Annotated in this window: 22 protein-coding genes, 1 tRNA gene and 1 pseudogene; 9 read left to right on the top strand and 15 right to left on the bottom strand. The window is 63.2% G+C overall.

Annotation, left to right across the window (positions count from 1 at the left end):
• The first annotated feature begins 55 nt into the window (after positions 1–55).
• The 3 genes from IYX23_RS16470 to trpB all read left to right on the top strand — a co-directional run bounded on the left by IYX23_RS16470 (position 56) and on the right by trpB (position 3,658).
• Positions 56–1,468, top strand: coding sequence for a mannose-1-phosphate guanylyltransferase/mannose-6-phosphate isomerase (locus tag IYX23_RS16470; protein WP_196394068.1), 1,413 nt, complete (start codon positions 56–58; stop codon positions 1,466–1,468).
• 120 nt (positions 1,469–1,588) lie between these two features.
• On the top strand, positions 1,589–2,233 hold the full coding sequence (locus tag IYX23_RS16465) for a phosphoribosylanthranilate isomerase (protein ID WP_246716899.1): 645 nt from the start codon (positions 1,589–1,591) through the stop codon (positions 2,231–2,233).
• Between the two features lie 186 nt (positions 2,234–2,419).
• A complete protein-coding gene (gene trpB / locus IYX23_RS16460) occupies positions 2,420–3,658 on the top strand; it encodes a tryptophan synthase subunit beta (protein WP_196394066.1) in 1,239 nt (412 codons plus the stop codon).
• A gap of 126 nt (positions 3,659–3,784) precedes the next feature.
• Here the strand turns inward: trpB and IYX23_RS16455 are convergent, their stop codons facing one another.
• The 3 genes from IYX23_RS16455 to IYX23_RS16445 form a co-directional block, all read right to left on the bottom strand.
• The gene (locus IYX23_RS16455; RefSeq protein WP_196394065.1) at positions 3,785–4,801 is read right to left on the bottom strand and encodes a heparan-alpha-glucosaminide N-acetyltransferase; all 1,017 of its coding nucleotides are present in this window, start codon (positions 4,799–4,801) and stop codon (positions 3,785–3,787) included.
• Complete coding sequence (locus IYX23_RS16450; RefSeq protein WP_196394064.1) at positions 4,798–5,793, bottom strand: hypothetical protein; 996 nt, start codon at positions 5,791–5,793, stop codon at positions 4,798–4,800. Before IYX23_RS16450 ends, IYX23_RS16455 begins: the two co-directional genes overlap by 4 nt.
• A 239-nt stretch (positions 5,794–6,032) precedes the next feature.
• On the bottom strand, positions 6,033–6,584 hold the full coding sequence (locus IYX23_RS16445) for a L,D-transpeptidase (protein ID WP_196394063.1): 552 nt from the start codon (positions 6,582–6,584) through the stop codon (positions 6,033–6,035).
• 158 nt (positions 6,585–6,742) lie between these two features.
• Between IYX23_RS16445 and mepA the strand changes: the two genes are divergently transcribed.
• Positions 6,743–7,702: a penicillin-insensitive murein endopeptidase gene (gene mepA, locus IYX23_RS16440; protein WP_196394062.1), complete on the top strand. Its 960-nt coding sequence runs from the start codon at positions 6,743–6,745 to the stop codon at positions 7,700–7,702.
• A gap of 116 nt (positions 7,703–7,818) precedes the next feature.
• On the opposite strand, the gene msrA is transcribed toward mepA, so the two are convergent.
• Both msrA and IYX23_RS16430 read right to left on the bottom strand, forming a co-directional pair.
• Positions 7,819–8,466: a peptide-methionine (S)-S-oxide reductase MsrA gene (gene msrA, locus IYX23_RS16435; RefSeq protein WP_196394061.1), complete on the bottom strand. Its 648-nt coding sequence runs from the start codon at positions 8,464–8,466 to the stop codon at positions 7,819–7,821.
• A gap of 33 nt (positions 8,467–8,499) precedes the next feature.
• Entirely contained in the window at positions 8,500–8,817 is a 318-nt protein-coding gene (locus IYX23_RS16430; RefSeq protein WP_196394060.1) for a hypothetical protein, read from the bottom strand.
• Between the two features lie 127 nt (positions 8,818–8,944).
• On the opposite strand from IYX23_RS16430, the gene IYX23_RS16425 reads away from it, so the two are divergent.
• Positions 8,945–9,034, top strand: a tRNA-Ser gene (locus tag IYX23_RS16425).
• Between the two features lie 513 nt (positions 9,035–9,547).
• Here IYX23_RS16425 and IYX23_RS16420 read toward each other — a convergent pair.
• From IYX23_RS16420 to IYX23_RS16405, 4 genes and pseudogenes are all read right to left on the bottom strand, one after another.
• Positions 9,548–10,330, bottom strand: a complete 783-nt coding sequence (locus tag IYX23_RS16420; RefSeq protein ID WP_196394059.1) for a sterol desaturase family protein — start codon at positions 10,328–10,330, stop codon at positions 9,548–9,550.
• A 47-nt stretch (positions 10,331–10,377) separates the two neighbouring features.
• Positions 10,378–11,349 (bottom strand): cyclic nucleotide-binding domain-containing protein, encoded by a 972-nt coding sequence (locus IYX23_RS16415; protein ID WP_196394058.1) that lies wholly within the window; start codon positions 11,347–11,349, stop codon positions 10,378–10,380.
• 353 nt (positions 11,350–11,702) lie between these two features.
• A complete protein-coding gene (locus IYX23_RS16410; RefSeq protein ID WP_196394057.1) occupies positions 11,703–12,011 on the bottom strand; it encodes a HigA family addiction module antitoxin in 309 nt (102 codons plus the stop codon).
• A gap of 8 nt (positions 12,012–12,019) precedes the next feature.
• Positions 12,020–12,315 (bottom strand): annotated as a pseudogene (locus IYX23_RS16405) (type II toxin-antitoxin system RelE/ParE family toxin).
• 236 nt (positions 12,316–12,551) lie between these two features.
• Here IYX23_RS16405 and IYX23_RS16400 point away from each other — a divergent pair.
• The 3 genes from IYX23_RS16400 to IYX23_RS16390 all read left to right on the top strand — a co-directional run bounded on the left by IYX23_RS16400 (position 12,552) and on the right by IYX23_RS16390 (position 14,911).
• Positions 12,552–13,667: an SbmA/BacA-like family transporter gene (locus IYX23_RS16400; protein WP_196394056.1), complete on the top strand. Its 1,116-nt coding sequence runs from the start codon at positions 12,552–12,554 to the stop codon at positions 13,665–13,667.
• Positions 13,668–13,705: 38 nt separating this feature from the next.
• Positions 13,706–14,407, top strand: coding sequence for a VIT family protein (locus tag IYX23_RS16395; RefSeq protein WP_196394055.1), 702 nt, complete (start codon positions 13,706–13,708; stop codon positions 14,405–14,407).
• Positions 14,408–14,476: 69 nt separating this feature from the next.
• A complete protein-coding gene (locus IYX23_RS16390) occupies positions 14,477–14,911 on the top strand; it encodes a cupin domain-containing protein (RefSeq protein ID WP_246716897.1) in 435 nt (144 codons plus the stop codon).
• Between the two features lie 58 nt (positions 14,912–14,969).
• Here IYX23_RS16390 and IYX23_RS16385 read toward each other — a convergent pair whose 3' ends face one another.
• The 3 genes from IYX23_RS16385 to IYX23_RS16375 form a co-directional block, all read right to left on the bottom strand.
• Entirely contained in the window at positions 14,970–16,016 is a 1,047-nt protein-coding gene (locus IYX23_RS16385; protein WP_196394053.1) for a class I SAM-dependent methyltransferase, read from the bottom strand.
• A 105-nt stretch (positions 16,017–16,121) separates the two neighbouring features.
• Positions 16,122–18,332 carry a L,D-transpeptidase family protein gene (locus tag IYX23_RS16380; protein ID WP_348643676.1) on the bottom strand — a complete coding sequence of 737 codons (2,211 nt, stop codon included), beginning with the start codon at positions 18,330–18,332 and terminating at the stop codon, positions 16,122–16,124.
• Between the two features lie 204 nt (positions 18,333–18,536).
• Positions 18,537–19,577 (bottom strand): alpha/beta hydrolase, encoded by a 1,041-nt coding sequence (locus IYX23_RS16375; protein ID WP_196394051.1) that lies wholly within the window; start codon positions 19,575–19,577, stop codon positions 18,537–18,539.
• A gap of 209 nt (positions 19,578–19,786) precedes the next feature.
• Here IYX23_RS16375 and IYX23_RS16370 point away from each other — a divergent pair, with 209 nt between their 5' ends.
• Positions 19,787–20,134 (top strand): hypothetical protein, encoded by a 348-nt coding sequence (locus IYX23_RS16370; RefSeq protein ID WP_196394050.1) that lies wholly within the window; start codon positions 19,787–19,789, stop codon positions 20,132–20,134.
• Here IYX23_RS16370 and IYX23_RS16365 read toward each other — a convergent pair.
• Genes IYX23_RS16365 through IYX23_RS16355 form a run of 3 tightly spaced genes read right to left on the bottom strand, consistent with a single transcriptional unit; the run spans position 20,109 to position 24,551 of the window.
• Positions 20,109–21,818, bottom strand: a complete 1,710-nt coding sequence (locus IYX23_RS16365; protein WP_196394049.1) for a serine/threonine-protein kinase — start codon at positions 21,816–21,818, stop codon at positions 20,109–20,111. The genes IYX23_RS16370 and IYX23_RS16365 overlap by 26 nt on opposite strands.
• A gap of 3 nt (positions 21,819–21,821) precedes the next feature.
• Complete coding sequence (locus tag IYX23_RS16360; RefSeq protein ID WP_196394048.1) at positions 21,822–22,700, bottom strand: PP2C family serine/threonine-protein phosphatase; 879 nt, start codon at positions 22,698–22,700, stop codon at positions 21,822–21,824.
• Positions 22,701–22,718: 18 nt separating this feature from the next.
• Positions 22,719–24,551, bottom strand: a complete 1,833-nt coding sequence (locus IYX23_RS16355) for a trypsin-like peptidase domain-containing protein (RefSeq protein WP_196394047.1) — start codon at positions 24,549–24,551, stop codon at positions 22,719–22,721.
• Positions 24,552–24,888: the final 337 nt, after the last annotated feature.

Below are 24,888 nucleotides of genomic sequence, written 5' to 3'. Positions count from 1 at the left end.
GGGCTGACAACTATTGCTGCCCCGGGGCGGGCGCGGCCGAGTGCTAGAGGGGCTTATGACGAAGATATTGCCCGTTATTATGTGCGGGGGATCGGGGACGCGGGTGTGGCCCGAGTCACGCGAGACGCTTCCCAAGCAGTTTATTCCGCTCGTTGGCGAGCGCTCCACCTTTCAGACGACCTTGGCGATGCTCGCTGACCCGGCGTTCGAAAGGCCGATCGTCGTCTCCAACTTCGACTACCGCTTCCTCATCGCCGACCAGCTGCGCGAGATCGGCGCGCAGGCGGACGTCGTGCTGGAGCCGTCGCGCCGCGACTCGGGTCCGGCGGTCGCCGTCGCGGCGGGCCTCGCCGCGCGCCGCGCGCCCGACACCATCGTCGTCGTGCTCGCCGCAGACCATGTCGTGCGTGACACCGATGGCCTCATTGATCTGTGCAAGCGGGCGAGCGCCGCGGCGGCCCAGGGCTATATCGTCACGCTTGGCGTCAAGCCCGACGGCCCGGCGACGGGATACGGCTATCTGCGCCCCGGCGCGCCGCTCGAGTCCTGTTGCGAGGTCTACAAGCTCGACGCCTTTGTCGAAAAGCCGGACCGCGCGACGGCGCAGGACTATGTCGACGCCGGCTATTTCTGGAACAGCGGCAACTTCATCTTTCGCGCCGACGTCATGCAGTCGGAGATCGCGCAGTTCGAGCCGGGCATTTTCGCCGCCGCCGAAGCCGCGATCGAAACCGCCCGCCAGGATCTCGGCTTCATGATCCTGAACGCCGAAGCCTTCGCGCATGCCCCGAAGAAATCCATCGACTACGCCGTGATGGAGAAGACCGACAAAGCGGCGCTGATTCCCGCCGACATCGGCTGGTCCGACGTCGGCACTTGGCGCGCCGTCTGGGAATTGTCGGACCGCGACGAACTCGGCAATTCCATCCGCGGCCAAGGCGTCGTCATGAACGCCCGCAACGTCCATGTGCGCTCCGAGGACACGCTGACGACGGTCGTCGGCGTTGATGACATCATCGTCGTGACCACGCAGGATGCGGTGCTGGTGCTCAGCCATGAGCATGGCGATCAGGTTAAGCAGCTCGTGGATCAGTTGCGCAGCGAGAACCGGCGCGAGGCCGGCGAACATAAGCGCATCTTCCGGCCCTGGGGCTATTACCAGGGGATCGACGAGGGCCAGCGCTATCAGGTGAAGCGCATCGTGGTGAAGCCCGGCCAACGGCTGTCGCTGCAGAAGCATTTCCACCGCGCCGAACATTGGATCGTCGTGCGCGGCACGGCGGAGGTCGGCCGCGACGAGGAAATCCATCTCGTCCATGAGAATGAGTCGATCTATCTGCCGATCGGCAGCAAGCACCGCCTGACCAATCCGGGCAAGATCGATCTGGAGCTGATCGAAGTGCAGACGGGCTCCTATCTTGGCGAAGACGATATCGTCCGCTTCGAGGACGCGTATAATCGCGGGTAGTGGGCGCCCGACTTCCCTAGTCATGGCCGGCCTTGCGCCGGCCATCCACGTTCAAGAACGCGCGCCAACTTTGCAAAATAACCGTAGCGGCCGGCGTGGATGGCCGCGACAAGCGCGGCCATGACGCAATCAGCCATCGTTAAAATCTGCGGTCTGTCGTCGCCCGAGACGCTTCTCGCGGCGATCGAATCCGGCGCGGACATGGCGGGCTTCGTCTTCTTCGAGAAAAGTCCGCGCCATATCGACCTCGAGACCGCCCGCACGCTTGGTCTTCTCGCGCAGGATCGCATCAGCAAAGTCGCGCTCACCGTCGACGCTGACGACGAAGCGCTTCAAGACATCATCGACGCGCTCGCGCCCGACTATCTCCAGCTTCACGGAAGCGAGACGCCGGCGCGGGTCGCCGAGGTGAAGGCGCGCTTCGGCCTGCCGGTCATCAAGGCGGCGGGCGTCGCGACGTCCGGCGACGTCGAGGCGGCGCGCGCCTATGAAGACGTCGCCGACGTCATTCTGTTCGACGCCAAGCCCGCGCCGAACGCGGCGGTTCCCGGCGGCGCCGGCGTCGCTTTCGACTGGTCTCTGCTGCGCGGCGTCGCTGCGAAGCACTGGATGCTCTCGGGAGGACTCACGCCCGAAAATGTGGCGGAAGCGATGCGCCGAACCGGGGCTCGCGCGGTGGACGTCTCTTCCGGCGTCGAGCGCGAACGCGGCGTCAAGGACGCAGCGAAGATTGCAGCCTTCCTGGCCGCCGCTCGGCTTTCATAGCGGCGTTTGACAGTTTAAGACTGCGCCGACGGATCGGCCCCCTCCCTGTCCCTCCCCCGCTACGCGGGAGAGGGGACGCCAACGAGCCGCATTGCGGGAAACTCGATGAAGCGCCGAATCTGACTCCTTCTCCCGTAGCGGGGGAGGGCTGGGGAGGGGGTAGCGACGCAGAGCGAGGACGCCCCCGTGAACAAGCCGATTCCCAATTCCTTCCGCGCCGGCCCGGATGAAAACGGCCGCTTCGGCATTTTCGGCGGGCGTTTCGTCGCCGAAACGCTCATGCCGCTCGTGCTCGACCTCGAAGCGGCGTACGAGAAGGCGAAGATCGATCCCACCTTTCACGAGGAGCTCACGAGCCTCCACAAACATTATGTCGGGCGCCCCTCGCCGCTCTATTTCGCCGAGCGCATCACCGATTATGTGCGCGAACGCGCGGGCGAGGGCAAAGGCGCCAAGGTCTATTTCAAGCGCGACGAGCTCAACCACACCGGCGCGCATAAGATCAACAATGTGCTCGGGCAGATCCTGCTCGCGCGGCGCATGGGCAAGAAACGCATCATCGCCGAGACGGGCGCCGGCCAGCATGGCGTCGCGACCGCCACCGCCTGCGCGCGCTTTGGCCTCGACTGCGTGGTCTATATGGGCGCCGTCGACGTCGAGCGGCAGAAGCCCAACGTCTTCCGCATGAAGATGCTCGGCGCCGAAGTCATCCCCGTGCAGTCGGGCGCCCGCACCTTGAAGGACGCGATGAATGAGGCGCTGCGCGACTGGGTGACGAATGTCGCCGACACCTTCTACTGCATCGGCACGGCGGCGGGGCCGCATCCCTATCCGGCGATGGTGCGCGATTTTCAGTCGATCATCGGCAATGAAACACGCGTTCAGATGCAGGAGATGGAAGGGCGCTTACCGGATTCGCTCGTCGCCTGCATCGGCGGCGGCTCCAACGCCATCGGCCTGTTCCATCCGTTTCTCGACGACGCCGGCGTCGAGATTTACGGCGTCGAGGCGGCGGGCCATGGCGTCCATGTGCCGAACGGCCATGCGGCGTCGCTCACCGGCGGGCGTCCGGGCGTGCTGCACGGCAACCGCACTTATTTGCTCATGGACGACGACGGCCAGATTCTCGAAGGCCATTCGATTTCGGCGGGGCTGGATTACCCCGGCATCGGCCCGGAACATTCCTGGCTGCATGAGATCGGCCGCGTGAAATATCTGAACGCCACCGATCAGGAGGCGCTGAGCGCTTTTCAGCTCTGCTCAAAACTCGAGGGGATCATTCCGGCGCTGGAGCCGTCGCACGCGCTGGCGAAAGTATTCGAACTCGCGGCGCAGAAGCCGCGCGATCATCTGATGGTGATGAATATGTGCGGCCGCGGCGACAAGGATATTTTCACCGTCGCCGAGCATCTCGGCGGGATGTGAAAAAAGCATCCTCATCCTGATGAGGCGGCAAAGCCGCCGTCTCGAAGGACGAGGATGCGCCGCCATTTTCCTCGCCCTTCGAGACGCGCCTTGCAGGCGCTCCTCAGCATGAGGGCAATGCAAGGCTCATCTGCCGTTCGCCACACACCTCTGCGCGATCTCGTTGAGCCTTCGTCCACGCTCGACCTCATCGGTCACGCCGGCGAGCGCCTTGCTGCTGATCGCCTCCCGCGCCGTGCACGCGCAGGCGTCGTGGCAGATTTTTCCCTCGCCGCCCTCATTCATGCAGCGCGCTTCGCATGAGGCGACGAATTCCGTCGCGTCGACGGCGGGCGGAATGAGATAGGCGAGTCCCATAAAGAGCGCGAAGAGCGCCGGCTGATGTGCGAGATAAATGAGAAGGCTGTGCCGGCCGAGGAAGGGAAGCGGTCCCCTCTCCCCACTCGTGGGGAGAGGGTTAGGGTGAGGGGCCTGGGGGTTTGGCGGCGTGGCAAAATCCCGCGAATTTTTCTGCGTCATTCTTTCGCGTGAAATGCCCTCGCCGCTCACGCCAAGCCTCTCCCCGTAAAGGGGGAGAGCGAGTTTTCCCCCCGCCACGCCGAGGAGCAGCGCGCCGGCCCAGGGAAACAGCGGGCGCCAGTCCTGGGTCATCGGTTCGCTGGTCGAAAGCCCGATCCATTGCAGCCAATCGGCGTTGAAGGCGGCCGACGCGAAGAACTCACCGCCGAGAAGGAAAAAGGCGCCGCAAGCGAATGCGGCTGGCCACGGCGCGAAAAGAAAGGGAACGGCGATCAGACTGGCGGCCGCGATGCAATGCAGAATGCCGAAGAACACATAGGAGGTGGGAAAAAGGGCATAGGTGCCGGCCGTCACCAGCGCCGCCGCCGCGGCGATGAGCGCGAAGCGGCGCCAGAAGGCCGGCCAGCGCATATGCTCCCGATTCGCCAGGACCAGCGCGACGCCGGCGATGAAGAGAAAAGCGAAGGCGATCGAATGGCCGAAGAGCCTGACGGGCGTCGACCAAGGGAGATTAGCCGGCGCATAGCCGAAATGCGCGAGATCCCAGATGACGTGAAAAACGACCATCGCCAGGACGGCGATTCCGCGCGCCGCGTCGAGCGCCCACCAGCGGGCCTGACTCATCGGCGCGCGGCCGCCGGCGGCGCGCCCTGGAATTTGCTGAACACCATGTCGGGCGCCGAAAGATTATGGCGTGACGGCAGATGACGGCCGACCCACACTTCCGTCGCACTGGCGCCAGGAAAGCGAATGACGGGCGCTTCCTCCCAACTCTTCCCGCGCTTACTGCGCCAGGCGACGATGGCGGCGTCGCTCATCGTCTCCATGGCGTACATCGACCGCAGCGCCGCGAAGGGCAATCCGTTCGGCATCGCCTGACTGAAGGAGACGTCGAGCGTTATCCGGTCCTGATCGACGCTTTTGATCGAGAGGCGGCCTTCGCCGCCGCGCCTGAATTTGAGGATCAGGCTACGCGATTGTGGCTCGAAGACGATTTCCTCGAGATCGACGATCGGCCGCTCCTGCGTCTCGACCGGCCCGATGAGAAAGGACGAGCCGTAAGCCGTCCAGCGCATGTCGTCGAAGGGCAGCGGCCGCGCCCGCCAATAGCCGTCGGGCGGATAGAGCACCATGATTTCTTCGGCGCGTTCACGATGCCACATCCAGAGCTGGATCAGATGGAAGCCGTGCTCGACGGAATCGCCGACGCGGATCGGCACGTCGTTGGGGCGCCAAAACGAGGGAAAGGTGTAGCCCGTCAGCCAGAATTCCGGCGTCTCCCAGAAGGTCTTGCGGCGCGCCTGCGAAAACGCCTTGGGGTCCACGGTGAAATCGCAGCTCGACCAGTCGGGCGCCCAGCGATCCGAGGCGATCGTGTTGATGTAGGAGGGGTGCACGGCCTGGATCTGCAGACTGCGCACGCGCGGCGAGATGAAGTCGAGTTCGACATTGTCCTTCTCGGCGCAGAGCTCGGGCGCCGAATTATTCTCGACGCGAACCTGCAACTCTTCGGCCGCGTCCGGAGCCTGTGCCGAGGCTGAGCCGGCGAAGGCCAAGCCGCCGGCTCCCAAGCCGCCGGCTCCCAAAAGAAAGCGGCGGCGATCGAATGTCGTCAACTGGAAGCTTCCTTGCTGCTTTTGAGCTCCTTATCGCGCGCAAAGAAAGCGCGCGGCAAGCGTCGCGATCCATTAATGGGGCGCAAAAGGCGAAAACAAGGAGCGGGCCCGCCCCCGGGAGGACAGGCCCTTGCTTAGAGCAGGCGCCGAAAGTTGACGATGAGAACCTGCTACAATTTGATTTTGAGCGATTTCTTACCGATCACATGCTCCATGCGACCGGGAAGCGCTTCAAGCGTTCAGAAAAGGCCGCCGCCAAACAGAGCGGCGAAAGGATCGGCGACTGCGTAGCCCGAGCCATAATAGGAACGGCCGCGCGAGGACGCATAGTGGACGCTGCTCCCCCGCCGCGCGCTGGCATAGTATTGGCCGTGAGGCGGCGAGCCGGTGATCGAAATGCGGCCGCCTTCATTCCGCACCATTTGATACAGCATCGCCGCGTGGCCGGGCGACAGGCGCACGCAGCCGTGCGACGCGGGCCGGCCGAGCATCCCGGTCTCATAAGAGCCGTGAATCGCATAGCCGCCGCGGAAAAAGATCGAGTGGGGCATGGGCGACATGTGATACTTTCGCGAATAATGCATGGGCTGCATGCCGGTGGGCGCAAACGAGCCGCGCGGCGTAGAATAGCCCGCGCGGGCCGTCGACACCGGCCACGAATAGCTGCCCGACGAAGACTGGACATGCATGGTCTGCGTCGAAAGATTGATATGGATGTGGGCGGCGGCGTTCGCCGCGCTCGCACCCACGAATGGACAAAGAATGAAAGGAAGGATGACGGGAATACGCATGACGGACTCCTAACCGAACGCGCAAGCGGCCTCGCCGGCGTTTCTGCTGTGGCTTGGCGCTCCATCAAACTAAATGAAGCGGTAAGCTTTCGCGGCAAGGATGAATCGCAAACCTTTGCGCCGGCGACGCGCGCTTCGCGACTGGGGGCGAAACGCCCATGACGACAAATTCGATATTGCGCGCGCTGCGCGTGGCGCTGTTCGCCTTAGCAGGCTTGGGGTCCCTGGCGTCCTTGGCGGCGCTGGCGACGACAGATGGCGCTCTGGCGCAGGATAGGGGCACGCTCGATCCAAAGCCGCTGCCGCCGCTCGCCAATCCGTCCAGTCCGGTGACGCCGGCGCGAGAGCTGTTCGGCCGCGCGCAGGCGGCGGCGCCGCTCCATCCCGATCCGATCGGCTTCTATTCGCGCGGCTGTCTCGCGGGCGGCGAGCCGCTGCCGATCAACGGCCCCCACTGGCAGGTCATGCGCCTGTCGCGCAACCGCAATTGGGGTCATCCCAATCTCATCGCCTTTTTGAAGCATTTTTCGTCGAAGGCGGCGCGCGAATCGGGCTGGCCAGGCCTGCTCATCGGCGATCTGTCGCAACCGCGCGGCGGGCCGATGCTGAACGGCCACGCGTCGCATCAGATCGGCCTCGACGCCGACATCTGGCTCACGCCGATGCCCAATCGCGAGTTGACGCGCGAAGAGCGCGAAGAGGTGATGTCGACCGACGTCGTGCGCGACGATCGGCTCGACGTTCGGACCGACATATGGAGCGAAGGCCATATCGCCGTGATCCGCGCGGCGGCGATGGAGCCGGCCGTGCAGCGCATCTTCGTCAACGCCGCGATCAAACGCGCGTTATGCCGCTCGGCGCAGGGCGAAAGCTGGATGCACAAGGTGCGGCCGATGTGGGGCCACAACTACCATTTCCACATCCGGCTTCACTGCCCGAACGGCTCCAACTGCCGCGACCAGGACCCGACCCCCGCCGGCGACGGCTGCGACGCGTCGCTCGCCTGGTGGTTCAAGGATGAGGTGCTGCGCCCGAGAACGCCGGGCGGCAAGAGCTGGCCCCCGATGACCATGGCGGGATTGCCGTCAGCCTGCCGCGAGGTCTTGCGCGCGCGATAGGGCTCAGAGCAGGTTCCGAAAAAGTTGACCGACTTTTCTATGAGAACCTGCTCCAATGTTTTGATTTTGAGCGATTCCTTATCGATCACATGATTCCCATGTGATCGGGAAGCGCTCTAGTCGCAAGAGCCGAGCGGGCAGGCGATGCCGGTTCCGCCGAGTCCGCAGTAGCCGGCGGGGTTTTTAGCGAGATACTGCTGGTGATATTCTTCGGCGTAATAAAACGGCGGAGCTTCGCGGATTTCCGTCGTGATCGCGCCGAGATTCGCTTGCGTCAATACGCGTTGATACATGGCGAGCGAGTCCTTCGCGGCGGCGAGCTGTTCCGGCGTCGAGACATAGATGGCCGAGCGATATTGCGTGCCGGCGTCATTGCCCTGGCGCATGCCCTGCGTCGGGTCATGGCCCTCCCAGAAGAGGCGCAACAGCGCTTCGAAGCTCATCGCCGGCGGCTGGTAGACGACGCGCACCACCTCCGCATGGCCGGTGCGGCCGCTGCAGACGTCCTCATAGGTGGGATTTTTCGTCACGCCGCCGGCGTAGCCGACCGCCGTCACATAGACGCCGTCGCCGGCCTGCCAGAATTTGCGCTCGGCGCCCCAAAAGCAGCCCATGCCGAAGAGAACCTGTTCGGACCCCAGCGGAAATGGCGGATCGAGCGGCCGCCCGTTAACGAAATGGCGCGCGCCATGCGCCACCGGCGTTTCGCGGTCGGGTATGGGCCCGAGCAGTTTGGAAAGTCCGAGTTCGTCGAAGATCGTCATGGCGCCCGATATAGTGTGGCGGCTCGAGGGAAACTAGCGCCGTGCGTAATAGAGAGGCGCCGACCGCCGGTGGCTGAGCAGGATCAGCAGGGCCCCGACGCCGCCAAACGCGACGCTGACCGGCGCCAGCATCAGCGTGGTCAGAACCGGGTCCCACAGAAAGGCGGAGACGTTCTCGACGTTCGACTGCAGCGACTGGTAGAGGCCGGGAAACACCGCGGACGTTCCCCTGCTGATGCTCGTCACCATGACGCGGCCGGCGGCGATCGAGCGCGTGCCGTCGACGATGAGGGCGATGAAGCCGCCGGCGAGCAGGAGAAGGCCGATCAGTCTTGTGAGGAGTCGCAGCATGGTCTCTTCGTTAGAACGTAAATGTTGCGAGGGGTCGAAAAAGCGTGGGGAGAATAGGCGCCGCGGCCGCGTCTGTCCATGCTTGGCGTTGCGTTCCGGTCGCGCGTGAATATAGTGCGCGCTTCGCGGAGGGGTGGCCGAGTGGTTGAAGGCGCACGCCTGGAAAGTGTGTATGCGGGAAACCGTATCGCGGGTTCGAATCCCGCCCCCTCCGCCAGGTCAGAACAGAAGTGGGCGCGCGGCCGATAGCCAATTTTGCGCCTGCTGCGCCGGCGAGGGTTCGCAGCAACTTTCCGTTTGATCCCATGATGCGGACTTCCCACTCTGCGACTTTGACCCACTGAGCGAGGCGCGAAGCAGGTCCCGGCGATAGCCATCGCCGGGAAGACGGATGCATTCGCGGGCTTCTCCACAAAGCCGGATGAGTTCGGGACATGCTCGCGGCGACGCTCGCGCGCGATCCTGCCGCCGGTTGGTAACGGAGGCTAGGATTTCGGAAAGACGCTCTGGGTCAGGCAGACGATCCTTCAAATGACGGGCGGCGAGGTCGTCCCGCTTTTCCATCGGAATCGCCCGCTGAGCGACGACCGATAAGATCACGCACGATGGACAGAGCCTCGTCGACATTGGCTGTGACTCGGCAGCCGTTTACGTCGCAGAGACCCGTGTGCCTTGATTCCTCGGGGCTATCGCCTGCCGGCCGCGCGGATTTTCCGGCATGGCCACGGGTCTATGGCGCAACCGGCGGCGCACCGACCGGCGCAGCCTTCTCGCGCAGATTGCGCAGTGGCCGCCGCTCGCGATTGACGCGGTCGTAAAGCGCTTCGTAGTCAGCCCATTCAGTGTCGAAAGCGCGGTCCATGATCCGCGTTCCGAGACCATAATTGCCCGTATATCGAGAATGATGCAGCGCGTGATAGGTCGCCGTCGTCAGAATCTTTCCAGACCACTTGTTATAGTCGCGTGACTTTATTTCAAAATTCGCATGGCTGAAGGAATTGATGACGAGATAACCGATAAGCCAAGCGGCTATGCCATAAATGTTCAAGCTAACGAAATGATCAATGACCGCCAGGGGCCCGAGCAATCCGAGGTCAAATATGATCTTTTCAGTAAAGGAGAAGGAGATTGCGGTGAACGGGCTGTTGATCCGGCTGCGGTGATGTTCGGCGTGAATCCAATGCAACGCGGTCAGATGGAAAGCGCGATGAGAAACATAATGCCAGACCTCCGCCCACAGCGTTGTCGCAAGCGCGGTCGCGATGAACGACGATAGGCTGCGGTTGACGAAAAACCCGAGCAGAAGAAAGGCGCCCAGGATCACCGCATGTATGGGCGCATGCAGCGAATTCTTCAGCTCGCGCCAAATCTGCTCCTCGCTGATCGACAGGTCATAGATCTTGCGCCCGCACAATTTCCACTCGCTCATCGCCGCAAAGCGCCAAATCAGCGCCATCACATGCCCGAGCGCTGCAATCGCCAGCAGCATCATCCATTCCGTCGTTGTGAGCATGGCCGCCTTCCCTCCATATCGGTCGTTCAAGTGCGACGTCCCGTCGCTCACTTCAGGCGCGCGCCATGTTTGACAACGTCGATCGCCATCGGCAGCGACGGACCATTTTCGACATGAAGGAACATGGGGCCTGCGACGGAAAAGCCGATCGCCTTATAGAAGGGCAAGAGGGACGGAACGCAGTCTATGAAACATTCCTTCACGCCGAGTCGAAGACCGAGGCGGACCATTGCGGACATCAGCTTCAATGCTGCGGGACCCGTGCGCGTTGATTTCCGCACGACGAATTTTGTGCAAACTGCGACGCAGTCAGGAAAATGCGGCGACGACTCCATTCCATAAAGCTGCGCCAGGGCGCCAAGCGGCCCCTCGCGCGGAAGATTGCCGCGTAGCGTGCCTATGGCCTTCCCCGCCTCGATCGCAATCAACGTGCGGCCAAATTTGTCCAGTTCGTCGGCGATGACCTTCTTTTCATGGTCGGCAAACGGGGATCTTCTTGCCAATTCCTCGCAGTAGACTTCATATCGCAACCGCTGTGCGCGCGTGAGCATCTCCTCGTTGCGGCACAGCAGAACCTCGACGCTTTGCTCGCCAGCGAATTCTGTCGGCAGATAGAGAACGAGATTCTGACTGGTTCGATCTTCAGCGATTTCCGCGAGGCGACGCAAAATCGAGGCAAATGCGGCCGGGTGCCGCGTTTCCAGGCGCAAAAAAGTGGCATCGTCGATACGTAACGCGCGCGTTGGCCTAAGTGCTGTGACAGTCGCCGTTGCCGGACGCCCGTGCAAAAAGCCGATTTCGCCCACGGGCTGGCCAAAACCTGTCAACACGACCTGGCCTTTGCGACCGGCGGGGATGAAATCCACCTCGACGGCGCCCTCGACCAGCAGATACATGTCCTGGTAATGCTGGCCGGCCGTCCGCAGGCTCTCGCCGGCCGGAAAGTCCACCTGCCCGCACTCCGCCTGCAGAGCCTGAAAGTCGACGCTGTCAGGCGTCATTTCCCGATGAACGCTCATGTCAGATCCCGCACCGGCGCCTAACCCAAGAATTCTCAGTGTGCTTCAGCGGAGGTAGGTTCCACTTAGAAAGTTGTCGATTGGTTCGGCAGCTGTCGATCTGCATGAGTCTTGCTGGATTTGGATGACGGCGTTAATCACGTCCGGCCAGCGTCGCCACCACGTCATGCGCCTTCCTATCGCTCCCGCACTCCAGCAGGAAATATCATAGGGCTATAGCGCAGACGTAGTTCCCATCTTCATCTTCATTGTTCTCGGCCCGCCAGTTCAGAACGCTACGCTGGCGCTCGCTTCGCGATTTCGGCGCCGGGATGCGGCCATCGTCGGCTGCGTCAAGGGAGCGCCGGCGCGCATCACGCGACGGCCTTCAACGGCTTCGCCCGTTCGATACGCTCGCGCTCGCGAGGTGAGTTCATCGCTTCCCACAAATCGCTGCGTCGCTGCACGTTCAGCCAGAAGTCGGGACTATTGCCGAACACGCGGGCGAGAATGAGCGCCGTCGCCGCCGTCACATTCCTGCGGTCATTGCACAGTTCGTTGACATGCTTGCGCTGGACGCCCATCGCCTCCGCCAGCGCGGCCTGGGTCAGCCCCATCGGCTCCATGAACTCTTCGACCAGAATCTCCGCCACCGTCACCGGCTTGCGCGTCGTCATCAACATGGCTCGCCTCACTGGTGACTGTGATTGTCCAGATAGACGCCGGATGCTTCGCCCTTAGCGCCATCCCGCTGAAAGATAAGTCGCCACTGCTTGTTCACCCGGATCGAATGAAAGGCGGAAAGATCGCCGCGCAGTTTCTCGAAGTGATTGCTCGGCGGGACACGCAAATCCTGATCCGTCGTCGCATCGTCGATCATCTGGAGTTTGCGGAACAGGCGGTTTTCGAGATCGGGCGGGATTTTCTTTGAACGACGTCGTCGACAAAGAAGGCGCGCAGCCAATCGTCCCGAAAGCTTTCGATCATGCCGCAACTTTATAGGGGTATATGTACCACTCTGTGGGTCACATTGCAATGCGGACCGCCACCCAAGGCTCGGGTGTTGCAATCCCACATTGACCGGCGGCAACGCCCCCCGATCCGCCGGCGTTTCCTGCTGCGCCCAGACCAGCTACAAAGCGAAGCATGAATAGGGTCTTGTCGCTCGCGCGCGCAGCGCAATCCTCAAGCCGATCTCACAAATCTCGCTCGAAGGGAACGACGTGATTCAGCGGTTCCTCTGGCTTGCGATGGGCTATTGGAGAGGCCAGACGCAACGCCCGGCGTGGGTTCTCTCGGTTGGATTTCTTATCTGCCTGGTTGTGAACACTTACATGGCTCTGGCCGTGAATCGCTGGAGCAAGAGTTTCTTCGACGCGCTTGAAACGCATAAAGTCGATGAGGTGACCGGGGGAATTCTTCAACTCGCCATTCTGGCCGTCGGCGTCGGTCTTGCCTCGATCGCCACAACGCAGTTTCGTATGCGACTTCAGGTCAACTGGCGATTGTGGCTCACCGCCTCGCTCATCGAAAAATGGCTCGTCAATGAGTCTCGCCAAGCCTGCGCCATATCCCCCGCGATCGATAATCCGGAAGCCCGCATCGCCGACGACGGTCGGCTGGCGATCGAGCTTTTTGTCGATCTCGCCGGCGGCGTCATCAATATTTTCTTGGTGTCAGCCGCCTTCATCCTCGTTCTCTGGCAAGTCGGGGGCTCCTATGAGTTTCTCGGCGTGGTCATACCCGGCTATCTGGTGCTCGCGGTCTTCGTCTATTCAGTGGTGACTTCGTTTTGCATGTGGGTGCTCGGGCGACCGCTGGTGGCAAGCGTCGAAGCAAAGGCCGCGGCGGAGGGGAACTTCCGCTATGCGCTCACCCGCGCCCGTCATGAGTTCGAATCGAGAGCGGTGGTGGAAGCCGACGAGGACATCGATCGCGATATCGGCGATTACCTGCGCCATCCCGTCGTCAAGGGGGTTCCGATCATTCCCGATCGGCTGCCCGAGATCGACGCCCAGAGCGGAAATCCCTTCGACAGATTTCTCTTTCTGCTCGCAACAACCTGGGGGCGCGTGATCCAGGGGCAGACGAAAATCGTTTTTTTAACGCATGCGAACAATCTACTGGCTCCCGCCGTCCCCCTGTTGCTTGGCGCGCCGAAATATCTTGCCGGCGATTTGACGCTCGGAGATCTGATGCAGGCCGCCGCAGCCTTTTTGCAGGTGCAGCTTTCCCTCAATTGGCTCGCCGACAACGCCCTGAGCATCGCGAACTGGTCGGCTTCGGCGCGGCGCGTCGCGGCTCTTGATTTAGCGATTGACACGACACGAGAGGAATAGCGCGCGCGCTTGCGACGCAGCGCTGACCAAGAGGGAACATGAGCCGACTTCGCATGCACCGTGAAAGCCATCTCGTCCAGCGCATCGGCTGGCTGCGGGCGGCGGTGCTCGGCGCCAATGACGGCATCGTGTCGACGGCGAGCCTGATCGTCGGCGTCGCCGCGGCGCAAGCGACGCGCAGTGAGGTGCTGATCGCCGGCGCGGCGGGGTTGGTGGCCGGCGCGATGTCGATGGCCGCGGGCGAATATGTCTCGGTCAGCTCCCAATCCGATACCGAAAAGGCCGATCTCGCGCGTGAACGCAAGGAATTGAGCGAGCAAATCGAGCTCGAAAGGGAGGAGCTTGCGCATATTTACGTCGAGCGCGGCGTCGACCTTGAGCTAGCCCGACAGGTCGCTTTGCAGCTGATGGAGAAGGACGCGCTGACCGCGCATGCGCGCGACGAATTGGGCATCTCGGAGATCGCCAGCGCGCGGCCGGTGCAGGCGGCGCTAACGTCGGCCGTGACCTTTGCCGCTGGCGCCGCGCTGCCACTCCTCATCGTCGGGATCGCGCCGCGCGCCGCGATCATCTCCATCGTCTCGGTCGCGTCTTTGGGGTGCCTGGCGCTGCTTGGCGCCGTCGGCGCGAAAGCCGGCGGCGCCGGCGTCCTGCGCGCCGCGGTTCGCGTGACCTTCTGGGGCGCATTGGCGCTGGCGCTGACGGCGGGCGTCGGCAAGATTTTCGGCATGGCCGTTTAAATGAACCGGCGCTTGAAGAAACGGTTCTATATGGCGAACGCAAGAATCAGATCGCGAATGGAGCAGCAGATGATTCGCCTGGGGTTTGTCGCGGTCCTGTGCGTCGCTTTCAATTTGGTCGGCGCGGCCGTCGCGAAGGAGCCTGCGCCCGCCGAAGTCGTGACGGAAATCGCCAGGGCGACAAAAACCGCCACCGGGCAGCCGATCACGCTTCCGCAGGGGCCCTTGGAGGTCGTGGCTTCGATGTACACTCTGGCGCCCGGCGTCAGATTGCCGGAACATAAGCATCGGTATCAGCGCTATGCCTATATTCTTGAAGGCGAACTGATGGTCCAGCAGGGCGATTCCGCGCCGCGCGTCTATCACGCTGGCGAATTCGTGATTGAGAGCGTCGACCGCTGGCATTTCGGCGCGACGGTCGGCGCCGTTCCGGTCAAATTGCTGGTGATCGATCAGTTGCCGCCGGGCGCTGAAGTCACGATCAACCGACCGCCAGCGCCGTAGCACGGCAGAACTCGAACGCCCGTCCGTTAGACAACCGACAGGTGTTTTTCATGTCGTCCTAGAGTCGCGCCTCCAGGATCATATTGAACGGCGTCGCCGCCGCCTTGCGGAAATGGGAGAAGCCGCCTTCGCGCACGACCTCGCCGATGCGCTTCGCGCCGGCTTGCGCGCCGAGCGCGAGCCCGACGTCCTGATTGAGCGACGTCGGCACGCAGATGTGGGTCGAGCCGGCGTAATAGACCCGCCCAACACGGTTCAGATTTTCCGCAAGGCTGTCGCCGGCCGCGGGCTCGATCAGCATCAGCGTTCCGTCCTCCGCCAAGACGTCGCGAATATGTGCGACGGCGCCGACGGGATCGCCCATATCGTGCAGCGAATCGAACATCGTCACGAGGTCGTAGCGCGCGCCGGCGAAATCCTGCGCCCGCGCCACTTCGAAGCGCACGTTCTTGCGACCGTCGGCCATCTCCCTTGCATGCGCGATCGAACCCTCATGGTAGTCGATCCCGACAAATTCCGAGTTCGGAAAGGCGTCGGCCATGAGCAAGGTCGAGACGCCATGGCCGCAGCCGACGTCGGCGACTTTCGCGCCACGCTCGAGCTTGGCGGCGACGCCGTCAAGCGCCGGCAGCCATTCGGCGACGAGGTGCGTCCGGTAGCCCGGCCGGAAGAAGCGCTCCACGCCGCAGAACAGACAATTGCAATGGTCGCCCCAATGCATGCCCTTGCCGCTCTTGAAGGCTTCGGCGAGTTTGGGTTCGTCGTGAAAAATCGCCGACATCAGGCTGAAGCCTCCCACCATGAAGGCGGGGCTGTCCTCGGCCGCAAACACCGCGGTCTGCTCGGGAGACATCGAGAACGTGCCCGCTTCGGCGTCATAATCGACGAAGCCGGAAGCCGCTTGCGCGGAGAGCCATTCGCGCACATAGCGCTCATGCGTGCCGGTCTTGTCGGCGAGTTCGGCGGAGGTGGCGGCGCCTTGCGAAAGCGCGCGAAACAGGCCGAGCTTGTCCCCGATGATCACCAGAGCCGCGTTGGAAGCGGCGCCCAGTTCATTGACGACAGTTCCGAGCAGCGAGTCGAGCTTGTTCATGTCCAGATTCATCGCTCACCTCTCTTGGTGGATGGCCGGCGGGATGCGCCTTTGGCTAATCGCGCGCCGGCGTCGCGCGATGTCGCTCGACTCGATCGCCGCAACCGAGACTACCGCCTAGCGCAATTTGATCGTCAGATCCGTGCCGTCGTTTCCGGTCTCGCTGCTGACCGGCTGGTCCGAGATGATGAGCGACGCCCCAGTCCACAGCCGCTCTGCGATCCGCTCGCGAACGTCTTTTGGGATGTCGACGCGCTCCAGAGCCTCGGACGGGGTCGCGCTCGCAGGGCGCCAATCCCAGGATATGTCGGCTTTTGCATCGGCCGACGCCAGATTCTTCCTGCGCTCCGTCTGCGCTTCCGGCATCGACAGGACCGACCATTTGAGCGAGCTTCCGTCGTCCTTGGCCGCCGTCGCAATATAAAGATGCGAGCCGAGCGGCGCGTTTGGATCGCGGATCTCGATTGGCGCATCAAAAAGCGGCGACAGGCCCTGGCGAACATAGATCCGCCGATCCTTCTTGCTGACCAGCACCGAGATGGGCGCCAGGCGCCGCTCGGCCTCTCTTTGAGCGGTTGCAGCGGCGGCGGCGGTCGTTTTCGCCTCATCCAAACGCCGCTCGGCGTCCGCCAGATCCGAGTCCCCGGCGACGACGGCCGCTCTCGCCTGTTCGAGTTTGGCCGTGGCTTCGACCAACGCGGAGGCGGCGTCCGTTTGAGTCAGCAGCGCCGCATCCTGAGCGAGCAGAGCTTCGCCATAGGTTCTCGTCAGGCGGTCAGCTTTGGCTTTGGCCTGCTCATCGCCCGCCGTCGCGCTGCGTTCCGCCGCCATGGCCGGCTCTTGCTGGCTGGCGGCCGCCACGGCCGCCGCGCCGTGCAATGCAGCGGCCGCGTCTGCTTTAACGCGGGCCGCAGCCTGCGCGGCTTCTGCGGCGCGGAGCGCCGCCGCGGCGCGCGCGGCTTCCTTCTGCTTGAGGATGACTTCAGCGGATATAGCCTTGATGGCTTTGCTGGCGGCGGCCGCTTCGGCCATAGCCTTGGCCTTGAGTCGCTGGGCATATTGACGCGGATTCACCGTCAGTCGATCGGTGACGGCGGCTTGGCTCGAGGGAGCCGAGGACGCGGGTCTGTCAGCCGAGGCTTCGCTTTTCGGCTGGTCCGCATTGTGCTCGACCTTGATCGCAGGCGTTTCAGCCGAGTCGAGCGCCGGCCGGTGCGAGTCTGCAGCGGGCGCGGCTGCGTCGACCGAAGCGATCTTGTCGCCGGTTTCCACTTCGGACTGCTCCGCTTGTTGCAGCGAAGGCGCGGCTGGCGCGTCGGCTTCGACGGGGGAGGGCTGCTGCAGATCAGCGGCCGTCGCGGCTTTGGCGGTTCCAGTTACGTCGGCACCGGGGTCGATTTTAGGCGTCTCCGCCCGGTTCTGCGGATTGGCCGCCGGCGGGTCGCCTGCGGTAAGGGGCTGCTTTAGCGGGTCCGTTCCCCCAGCTTTTTCGCTGGTTTCGGCCTTGGGCTGCTCTGCATTTTCGCGCCGCGCACCCCCTGGCGGATCGGACTCGACGAGGGACGGCTCCCGATCCGCGGCGCTTGCCGACGGCGCGTCTGTTTGGGCCGCCTCGGCTTTAGGCTGCTCCGCCTGAGGCTGGGCGGGGCGATCTGCGGCGACGTTGGGAGGCTGTTGAGAGTCGCCCCCTGGCGCGCCTTTTTCGGATGCGCGCATCATAGGCGCTGGCAGCAGCGGGTGTTCGAATTCGGCAGGAAACACGTCGTGCGGCGAGATCACGACCCGCTCGCCGATTCTGGTCATGCCCCAGAGCTTCGCCGCGAATGCAGCGGGAAGCCTGATGCAGCCATGCGAGGCGGGATGCCCCGGAACGACTCCAAGATGCATGGCGATGCCGGACCAGGTGATCCGCTGCATGAAGGGCATCGGCGCGCTGGAATAGATGTTGGACCGGTGGAACCGTTCGCGGCCGATGATGGTGAAAATGCCTTTGGGCGTCGGATGTCCGACGATGCCTGTCGAGATCGCCGAACGGGCGACCAGGCCGCTGTGGTTGTAGATCGACACCTGCTGGTCGGCGATGGAGGCGACGACGAAGAGCGGCCGGTCGAGCTGTGCGACCTCGGGCTTGGCGCCCTGCAGAGACGCCGCGCCGTTTTTGGCGGTCGCCGGACGGGAGATTTTCTTTCGCGCGGCCGGGCGTTGCGGGCGAGAGATGCGCTCTGGCTCCGGAACCGCATTGATGAGAGGCTCGCGGTCGCCCCAGAAATAATAGCCCTGCGCCATGACAGGCGTCCGCGCCAAGCCGAGCGTCGCGGCGGCGGTCACTGCCACCTTCGAAAAAAGTCGGGCGCGAGAGCGCGTTCGCAAGCGCATTTGCCGCTCCAAACTGCGGTTGAGCACCTTCGGTACTAAGGCGAATTTCTTATTTAATCGATAATGAATGGCTAATACGTGGCCAAACAGCAACCAAGATCAAGATCCAGTGCTTGAGCTTTGCTTCGTGCGCAGCGAAGAGAAGCTTGTTTTGACTTAGCCTTGGAGCGCCGCCGGGAGGAATTTCGCGATCGCCGCGAAGGCTGCGTCGGTCTCCTTCAATATGCCGGGGAAGAAATAGAAGCCGTGCGGCATGGCCTCGCCAATGAAATGCGTGACCTTCACGCCTTCCGCCGTCAATTTCTCGGCAAAGGCGCGATTGTCGTCGACAAGCGGATCGGCGGTTCCGCTGACGAGCAGAGTTCGCGGGTAGCCGGTCAAATCGCCGAGCGCCGGGCTTGCGCAGGGGTCCCGCCACTGCTGCGATTTCGAAAGATAGGCGCCGCGCGCAAATCCCATGAAGGACGCGTCGATCACGACGCCGGTCGGGGCAAGCCGCTCGTAGGACGCAAATTTTTCGAAGTGAAAATCCGTGACCGGACATAATAGTATGGTCGCGACAATCGATGCGCCGTCGCCTCTCGCTCTTAGTGGCAAGGCCGCCGCGAGATTGCCTCCGGCGGAATCTCCGCAAACAACTATGCGCGATGCGTCGCCGCCAACGTCCGCGCCTCTGTCACGCATCCAGCGCAAAACCGCCATGCAATCGTCGAGGCCGGCTGGGAAGGGCCATTCGGGCGCCCAGCGATAATTGACGCTGACCACGATGACGTCGTTTTCGGCGGCGATGCGGCTGGTGACATAGGCGGTGTCCTCGGATCGTCCGACGACAAAGCCGCCGCCATGCACATACAGCATCAGCGGTTTCGGGCCGTCGCCGGGCGGCGCGTAACATTCGCAGCGGATTGGTCCCGCGTCCGAAGGAACGGCGAGGGTGAAAACCGAGACCTGCGGATAGAGCTGCGCGGCGCTTGGCGGCAGTTCCGCCGGGTCGATCGTCAGCCCTTCGCCTCTGTAGCAGGCGCGCACGGGCGCCATCATCATGTCTCGCATCGCGACGGGCGCGCGCAGTTTCGACAGCAATCGATAGAAGGGCGCGGCTGGATCATCTTCAAAGATGCGGACGACTCCCGGTCCGTCCGCGCGCGCGTCGACAAAGTCGGACGGCGCGGCGCCGCGATTCTCGATGTCGCCCATCAACCTTCTCCAAAACTTCGCGCTTTCGGGATTATCCGGCGCGTCGATGATACATCGTTGAAGGCGCGGCCAACGCCGACCGTCGGCCTAAGCGCGATTTTTCAAGAACCGATGCGAAATCTGACGAAGCGCGCGGCAAATTGACAGGACGCAGCCGCGAGAACAATATCATCGCCTACCGTCTGCGGGGGCGAGTTCCATGACTGACAATGACGACGGCGCCGACCGTCGGCTTTCGCGCCGAGGTCTCTTGCTCGGCGCTTTCACGCTGCCTCTTGTCATTTTGGACCCGGAGCCGGCGTCCGCGCAGCTGGGTCTTATTGGCGCGATGCTCGGAGGGTTTCGCTTCCGATTTCACCGCCGCCATTCTGGCGGCTACCATCATTATCAGGCGCGCCGCCATTACGCGCGTCATCGCGGACGCGTACGTGTCGCGAACCGTCGCCGTCATGGCGGCGGCGGTGGCGGAGGGGACAGCGGCGGCGGCGGGGGTGGGGGTGGCGGCGGCGGACAATTCAGCAAAGGCGGACTTTAACGCCGGCCGCGTCGCCGCTTGAGTCTTTGCAAGGCTTCGGCGGCGTCGGGGACGTCCTGCAGACTCGCCTTGTAATAGAGTTCTTCGGCCTTGCCGCGACTGACGTCCAGTCCCGCCAGGCCCTTCTCATAGGCTTCGCCGAGCCAATATTGCGCTCTGCCGTTGTTTTGCGCTTCCGCCTGCTCAAACCAACGCACCGCTTCGGTCGGGTCTTGCCTGCCGTCGGGCGTCATGCCGTCCTTGTACATGACGCCGAGCGACGCCTGCGCGTCGGCATAGCCCTGCATCGCTGATTTTTTGAACCAGTTGAAGGCCTCCGAGAAATTCTGCCGGCCCGGCGCCTTCGCGTAGAGAGTGGCGAGATGATACTGCGCCTCCTTGTCGCCGGACTCCGCCAGTTTTTGCGCAAGCGGGAAGGCGACATCCCATCGTCCGCGATCCTTCATCGCCGCGCGCAGCTCGGAAATCGAAGCGCTCGAGTTTGAAGAGGATGGCTGGCGCCAATTGCAGCCCAACGGATCGTTTCGCGTCGCAAACTGCGAATTGCAGTCGCCGCCCCGAGTGATCGGCGCATCGTTGACTCTGCTGATGGGACGGCGGTCGCCGTCGCCTGGATCGATTCGGGTCTGGCGTTCGTCCCGTACTGGCGACGACGGCTCGATCAGCGCGAGAAAAGCCAATGTGGCGAGCGCCGCAGCCGCGATGCCGAGGGAAGCGCCTTGCGCCGCGGGATGCAGCCGCTTGAAGCGGCGCACGAGCGTCGCGCTGCGACTTTTGGCGAGGGCGATAAGCTTCGTCGACATGTGCTCGGGCGTCGGCACGTCGCGCTCGGCCGTCGAATCCTGGACGAGATGTCCCGCGCTTCGAATAATGCTCGAGGCGTCAATGCGCAGCGCCGTGGCGCCGAGCGCGTCGCTGAAGGCGCGCATAGTCGGGAAGCGTTGCTCCGGACGTTTCGACAGCGCCGTCATGATCGCCGATTCAATTTCCGGCGTGACGCCCGATATGCGCGGCACGAGCGGCGGCGCCTCGGCGTGGATCTGCGCCTGAGTGAGATCATATTCGGTCGCGCCGGAAAAGGGCGGCGCGCCGGCAAGCATCTCGTAAAGCACGACGGCCAACGAATAGAGATCGCTTCTCTCATCGCCTTCGCCGCCGCGGCACTGCTCCGGCGACATGTAAAGCGGCGTGCCGACCGCCGTGCCGGCGCGCGTGAGACGCACGCTGCCGCGCACCCGCGCGATGCCGAAATCCATGATTTTGATTCGGCCGTCGTCGGCGACCATGAGGTTCGACGGCTTAATGTCGCGGTGAATGACGCCCATCTGATGCGCATAGGCGAGTCCGTCCGCCGCCTGCGCGATGACGGCGAGACTTTCCTTGACGCCGAGCGGCTTGCCGCGCTCCCTTAAGATCTCGTCGAGCGGCCGGCCGTTTATGAGCTCCATGACCATGTAGAGGTCGCTGCCCTGCAGCACCGGCGAATAGAGCGTCGTGATGTTGGGGTGATTGAGTTTGGCGAGACTCGTCGCTTCGGCGCGGAATCGTCCGACGAAATCAGGATCCTGCGTGAGCTCCGCGCGCAGGGATTTGATCGCGACTTCGCGCTCGAGGAAAGTGTCGAGCGCGGCGTGCACCTTGCCCATCGCGCCGACGCCGAGCAGTTTGACGATGCGATAGTGTCCGATCATCTGCGGGTCGGTCATGGCTCAACCCTCTGCGATGGCGTCGATCTTCGCCGTCAGGGCGCCCATCGGCGGGTCGGCGATGTTAATCCGCTTCGTCGCCGCTTGATCGGCCGTCCGACCGGCGCCGTCGGTTTCCGCCACGAAGACGCCCACCGAAATATTGTCATGTCCGCCGCCGCGGCGCGCGGCGTCGATCAATAGCCGGCATGCCTCCGGCGGCGGGTTTTTTGAGACCACTTCGGCGATCCTTGCGTCGGAGACGAGATTGGTCAAACCGTCGGAGCACAAGACCACGATGTCGCCCTGTCGCAACGGCAGGCCTTCCGTCCAGATTGTCGGCTCGACGTCGAGACGCGTGCCGAGCGCCTGCAGAATGACATTGCTTCCGGCGCCTTTGCCTGCGTCCTCCGGCGACATCACGCCGTCGCGCACCAATTGCGCGTGCAGCGTCTGATCGTCGGAAAGTTGGACAAGCCGGCCGTCGCGCATCAGATAGGCGCGGCTGTCGCCGACATGCGCGAGCCACAGAAGACCGTCCCTGACGCCGAACGCCGTGCAGGTTGTTCCCATGCCGGCGCAGTCAGGATGTTTGGCGGCGTAGTCGAAGATCGCTCGATTGGCGGCGTCAAAAGCGGTCCGCAGCGCCTCGGACGGGATCTTGTCGAGCGAATAATAGACGCGCCGCACGACTTCGAGCGCGAGCGCGCTCGCAACTTCCCCGGCGGCGTGGCCGCCCATGCCGTCGGCGACAAGCGCGAGCGCGCCGTGGTCAAGCGCCTGCGAGGGACCGGCGCTTGCGATGAAGGCGACGGAGTCTTCGTTGAGCTGCCTGACGCATCCGACATCCGTGCGGATGGCGCCTGCGATGCGCAACGGATCTTCTGGCTGGTTCGCCGTCATGGGAGGACGGACCCTTCGCTATTCGCGCTGCGCCTGGGTGAGTTCGGCGCCATATTTGATCGGAACCGCCATGGTCGCTTTGGTGTCGCCGACATTGCGGCTGTAGGTGAACAGACCAATGACCTTGCCGGAGGAGTTGAACACCGGCCCGCCGCTGTTGCCCGATCCGGTGGCGACGACGCTGAGCTGGTAAACATCGCCCATGTCGCTGGCGAAGGTGCCGCCCTCCGTCGACTTCACGCCGCTCGCGGTCTTCGACACAATGCCTTCGGTGACGGTCGCCTCGGTGATCTTTTCGAGCTGGCTGCGAATGCGGCCGCGCTCTTCCGTTTGCCGCAGCACGAAATTTTCGACCGAGACGGCGGGATAGCCGAGCACGGTGATGTTCTCGCCGATCTCGACGGCGGCGTTGGGCGCCATATCCACTTTGGTCAACGTCTGGGGCGAATCGATCTTGACCAGCGCCGCGTCGGCGTCCGCCGACGTCCTCACGAGACTGGCGTTCACGCCCAAGCGGCTGCCGTGAAACTTGACCTCGAGAACTTCGTTGCGGCCGACGAAAGACGCCTTGTTGTTGGAATTTGGATCAGGAGTGTTGCCCGCGAGCGCCGTCGTCGGATCGTCGGTCTTGAAAATGTAGCCGCCGGATTCTGGAATCCAATGGAAAACGTCGGAATAGGTCGAATCATAGAGATCGATGAGCTTCGGCTCCTTGATTTTGGCTTTGCGCTTCTTTCCCGATGAGACGACGACGTAATCGTAGAGGATGCCCTCCCTGCCGCCTTCGGCGCCATAGGCGACCTGCCAGCCGGCGGCGACATGCTTGTTGGTGAGAATATAGCCCTGCTCGCTGATGACGAAGCCGCTGCCGGTGCCGCCGCCGCCGACCATGAGATTGGTGATGTGATCGTCTTCAAGGGTCAACCAGCGCACGACGCCGAGATTGTTCGGCAGCTGCACATAGGCGGGATAGCGCCGGCCTTTGTAGTCGATCGTCTTGTGCTGGATGGGCCTTCCGGTCTGCTTATCGTACAGCCGCCACATCATGCCGACTTGGACAGTCGCTTTCGCGTACTTGTCATAGATCTCGCGCGGCTTCATGCCGATCTTGAGGTTGACGTCGCCGGGGATGCGCGACAGCCTTTCATCCGTCTCGGTTTGAGCGAGCTTGTCTTCCGCGTCTTTTCGCTCGAGTTCGCGATGCTGAACCCAGTAGAGCGCCGCGCCGCCGAGTACAAAGAAGGCGACCACCGCGGCGATCGCGCCTGTCATGTTTCGATTGGCCTTGCCGCGTTCTTCTCCGATGAGCCGCTGCACAGTTTCGTGGCCGATTCCGACCTTCTTCGGCGCTCCGCCGTCGGCGTTCGCTCCTGCCGCCGTGCTGGCGCCGGTCGCGGCGGCGTTCACAGCCGTCGAGGCGGCGGCTTCGGCGGTCTTGATGACGCGGGTCGCCGCCGTGTCCCCGACGCCGATCACCTTAGTTCTGGCGGCGAAACTTGCGGGCCGCGGCTGCACGTCGAAGGCGAATTTCGGCCCCTTGGCGCCAAGTTCGATCGTGTCTTCGGGAAGAAGTTCGACCTCGCCGTTCACCCGCTCGCCATTGAGAAAGGTGCCATTGCTGCTGCCGGCGTCCGAGAGCTTGAAGGAGATATTGTCGCCTTCGCCCATGATGCGGATGAGCGCATGTTTGCGGCTGACGACGCTGTCGCCGACAGGATCGAAAGCGATCTTCGACGTGGGATCGCGGCCGATGGTGAATTCGCGTGCGTCGCCGACGGGCAGCTGTTCGATCTGATTGGCTTTGGAGCCCGACAGATGTCGTATGATGATACGCTCGATTGGAGTCGTCATTTCAGCCCCCTGCGCCAAAAAAGGCGCGCTCGTCTTCGCCGTTTGAAAATGCGTGAATTGCCCCAATTTCGAGGATAGACCCGACTTTCCTCGGGTGGCAAGGCCGATTGGCCATGGCGGCGGCAGGCGCGCGCGCGCGTTTCTTTTGCGGCGGCGATCAAGCGGCTCAGACGCTGGGCGAGCGCTGTGCTATTTCTTCAAAGATATCTAGATGGTAGTCGCGCGCGGGTCGACCCGCACGGACACTGTCCTTTTGCGCAATCGCGTTCTTTGACCGATTGAATATATTTGCGGCAACGGAGGCGCGCGGCCCTCTCGTCAACAGCTTCACCGCCGT

The organism is Methylocystis sp. L43 (genome assembly GCF_015709525.1).
Classification (GTDB): Bacteria; Pseudomonadota; Alphaproteobacteria; order Rhizobiales; family Beijerinckiaceae; genus Methylocystis.
The sequence above is the reverse complement of the archived record's forward strand: the minus strand, read 5'-3'. Positions and strand labels throughout refer to the sequence as shown.

What these genes read in the sequence shown, in the direction of transcription:
- IYX23_RS16415 (WP_196394058.1), bottom strand. Translation starts at nt 11,349, where the DNA reads ATGAGCGTTCATCGGGAAATGACGCCTGACAGCGTCGACTTTCAGGCT.
- IYX23_RS16470 (WP_196394068.1), top strand. Translation starts at nt 56, where the DNA reads ATGACGAAGATATTGCCCGTTATTATGTGCGGGGGATCGGGGACGCGG.
- IYX23_RS16465 (WP_246716899.1), top strand. Translation starts at nt 1,589, where the DNA reads ATGACGCAATCAGCCATCGTTAAAATCTGCGGTCTGTCGTCGCCCGAG.
- IYX23_RS16410 (WP_196394057.1), bottom strand. Translation starts at nt 12,011, where the DNA reads ATGTTGATGACGACGCGCAAGCCGGTGACGGTGGCGGAGATTCTGGTC.
- IYX23_RS16420 (WP_196394059.1), bottom strand. Translation starts at nt 10,330, where the DNA reads ATGCTCACAACGACGGAATGGATGATGCTGCTGGCGATTGCAGCGCTC.
- IYX23_RS16385 (WP_196394053.1), bottom strand. Translation starts at nt 16,016, where the DNA reads ATGAATCTGGACATGAACAAGCTCGACTCGCTGCTCGGAACTGTCGTC.
- IYX23_RS16355 (WP_196394047.1), bottom strand. Translation starts at nt 24,551, where the DNA reads ATGACGACTCCAATCGAGCGTATCATCATACGACATCTGTCGGGCTCC.
- msrA (WP_196394061.1), bottom strand. Translation starts at nt 8,466, where the DNA reads ATGACGATCTTCGACGAACTCGGACTTTCCAAACTGCTCGGGCCCATA.
- mepA (WP_196394062.1), top strand. Translation starts at nt 6,743, where the DNA reads ATGACGACAAATTCGATATTGCGCGCGCTGCGCGTGGCGCTGTTCGCC.
- IYX23_RS16395 (WP_196394055.1), top strand. Translation starts at nt 13,706, where the DNA reads ATGAGCCGACTTCGCATGCACCGTGAAAGCCATCTCGTCCAGCGCATC.
- IYX23_RS16365 (WP_196394049.1), bottom strand. Translation starts at nt 21,818, where the DNA reads ATGACCGACCCGCAGATGATCGGACACTATCGCATCGTCAAACTGCTC.
- IYX23_RS16370 (WP_196394050.1), top strand. Translation starts at nt 19,787, where the DNA reads ATGACGACGGCGCCGACCGTCGGCTTTCGCGCCGAGGTCTCTTGCTCG.
- IYX23_RS16430 (WP_196394060.1), bottom strand. Translation starts at nt 8,817, where the DNA reads ATGCTGCGACTCCTCACAAGACTGATCGGCCTTCTCCTGCTCGCCGGC.
- IYX23_RS16445 (WP_196394063.1), bottom strand. Translation starts at nt 6,584, where the DNA reads ATGCGTATTCCCGTCATCCTTCCTTTCATTCTTTGTCCATTCGTGGGT.
- IYX23_RS16455 (WP_196394065.1), bottom strand. Translation starts at nt 4,801, where the DNA reads ATGAGTCAGGCCCGCTGGTGGGCGCTCGACGCGGCGCGCGGAATCGCC.
- IYX23_RS16360 (WP_196394048.1), bottom strand. Translation starts at nt 22,700, where the DNA reads ATGACGGCGAACCAGCCAGAAGATCCGTTGCGCATCGCAGGCGCCATC.
- IYX23_RS16375 (WP_196394051.1), bottom strand. Translation starts at nt 19,577, where the DNA reads ATGGGCGACATCGAGAATCGCGGCGCCGCGCCGTCCGACTTTGTCGAC.
- IYX23_RS16390 (WP_246716897.1), top strand. Translation starts at nt 14,477, where the DNA reads ATGATTCGCCTGGGGTTTGTCGCGGTCCTGTGCGTCGCTTTCAATTTG.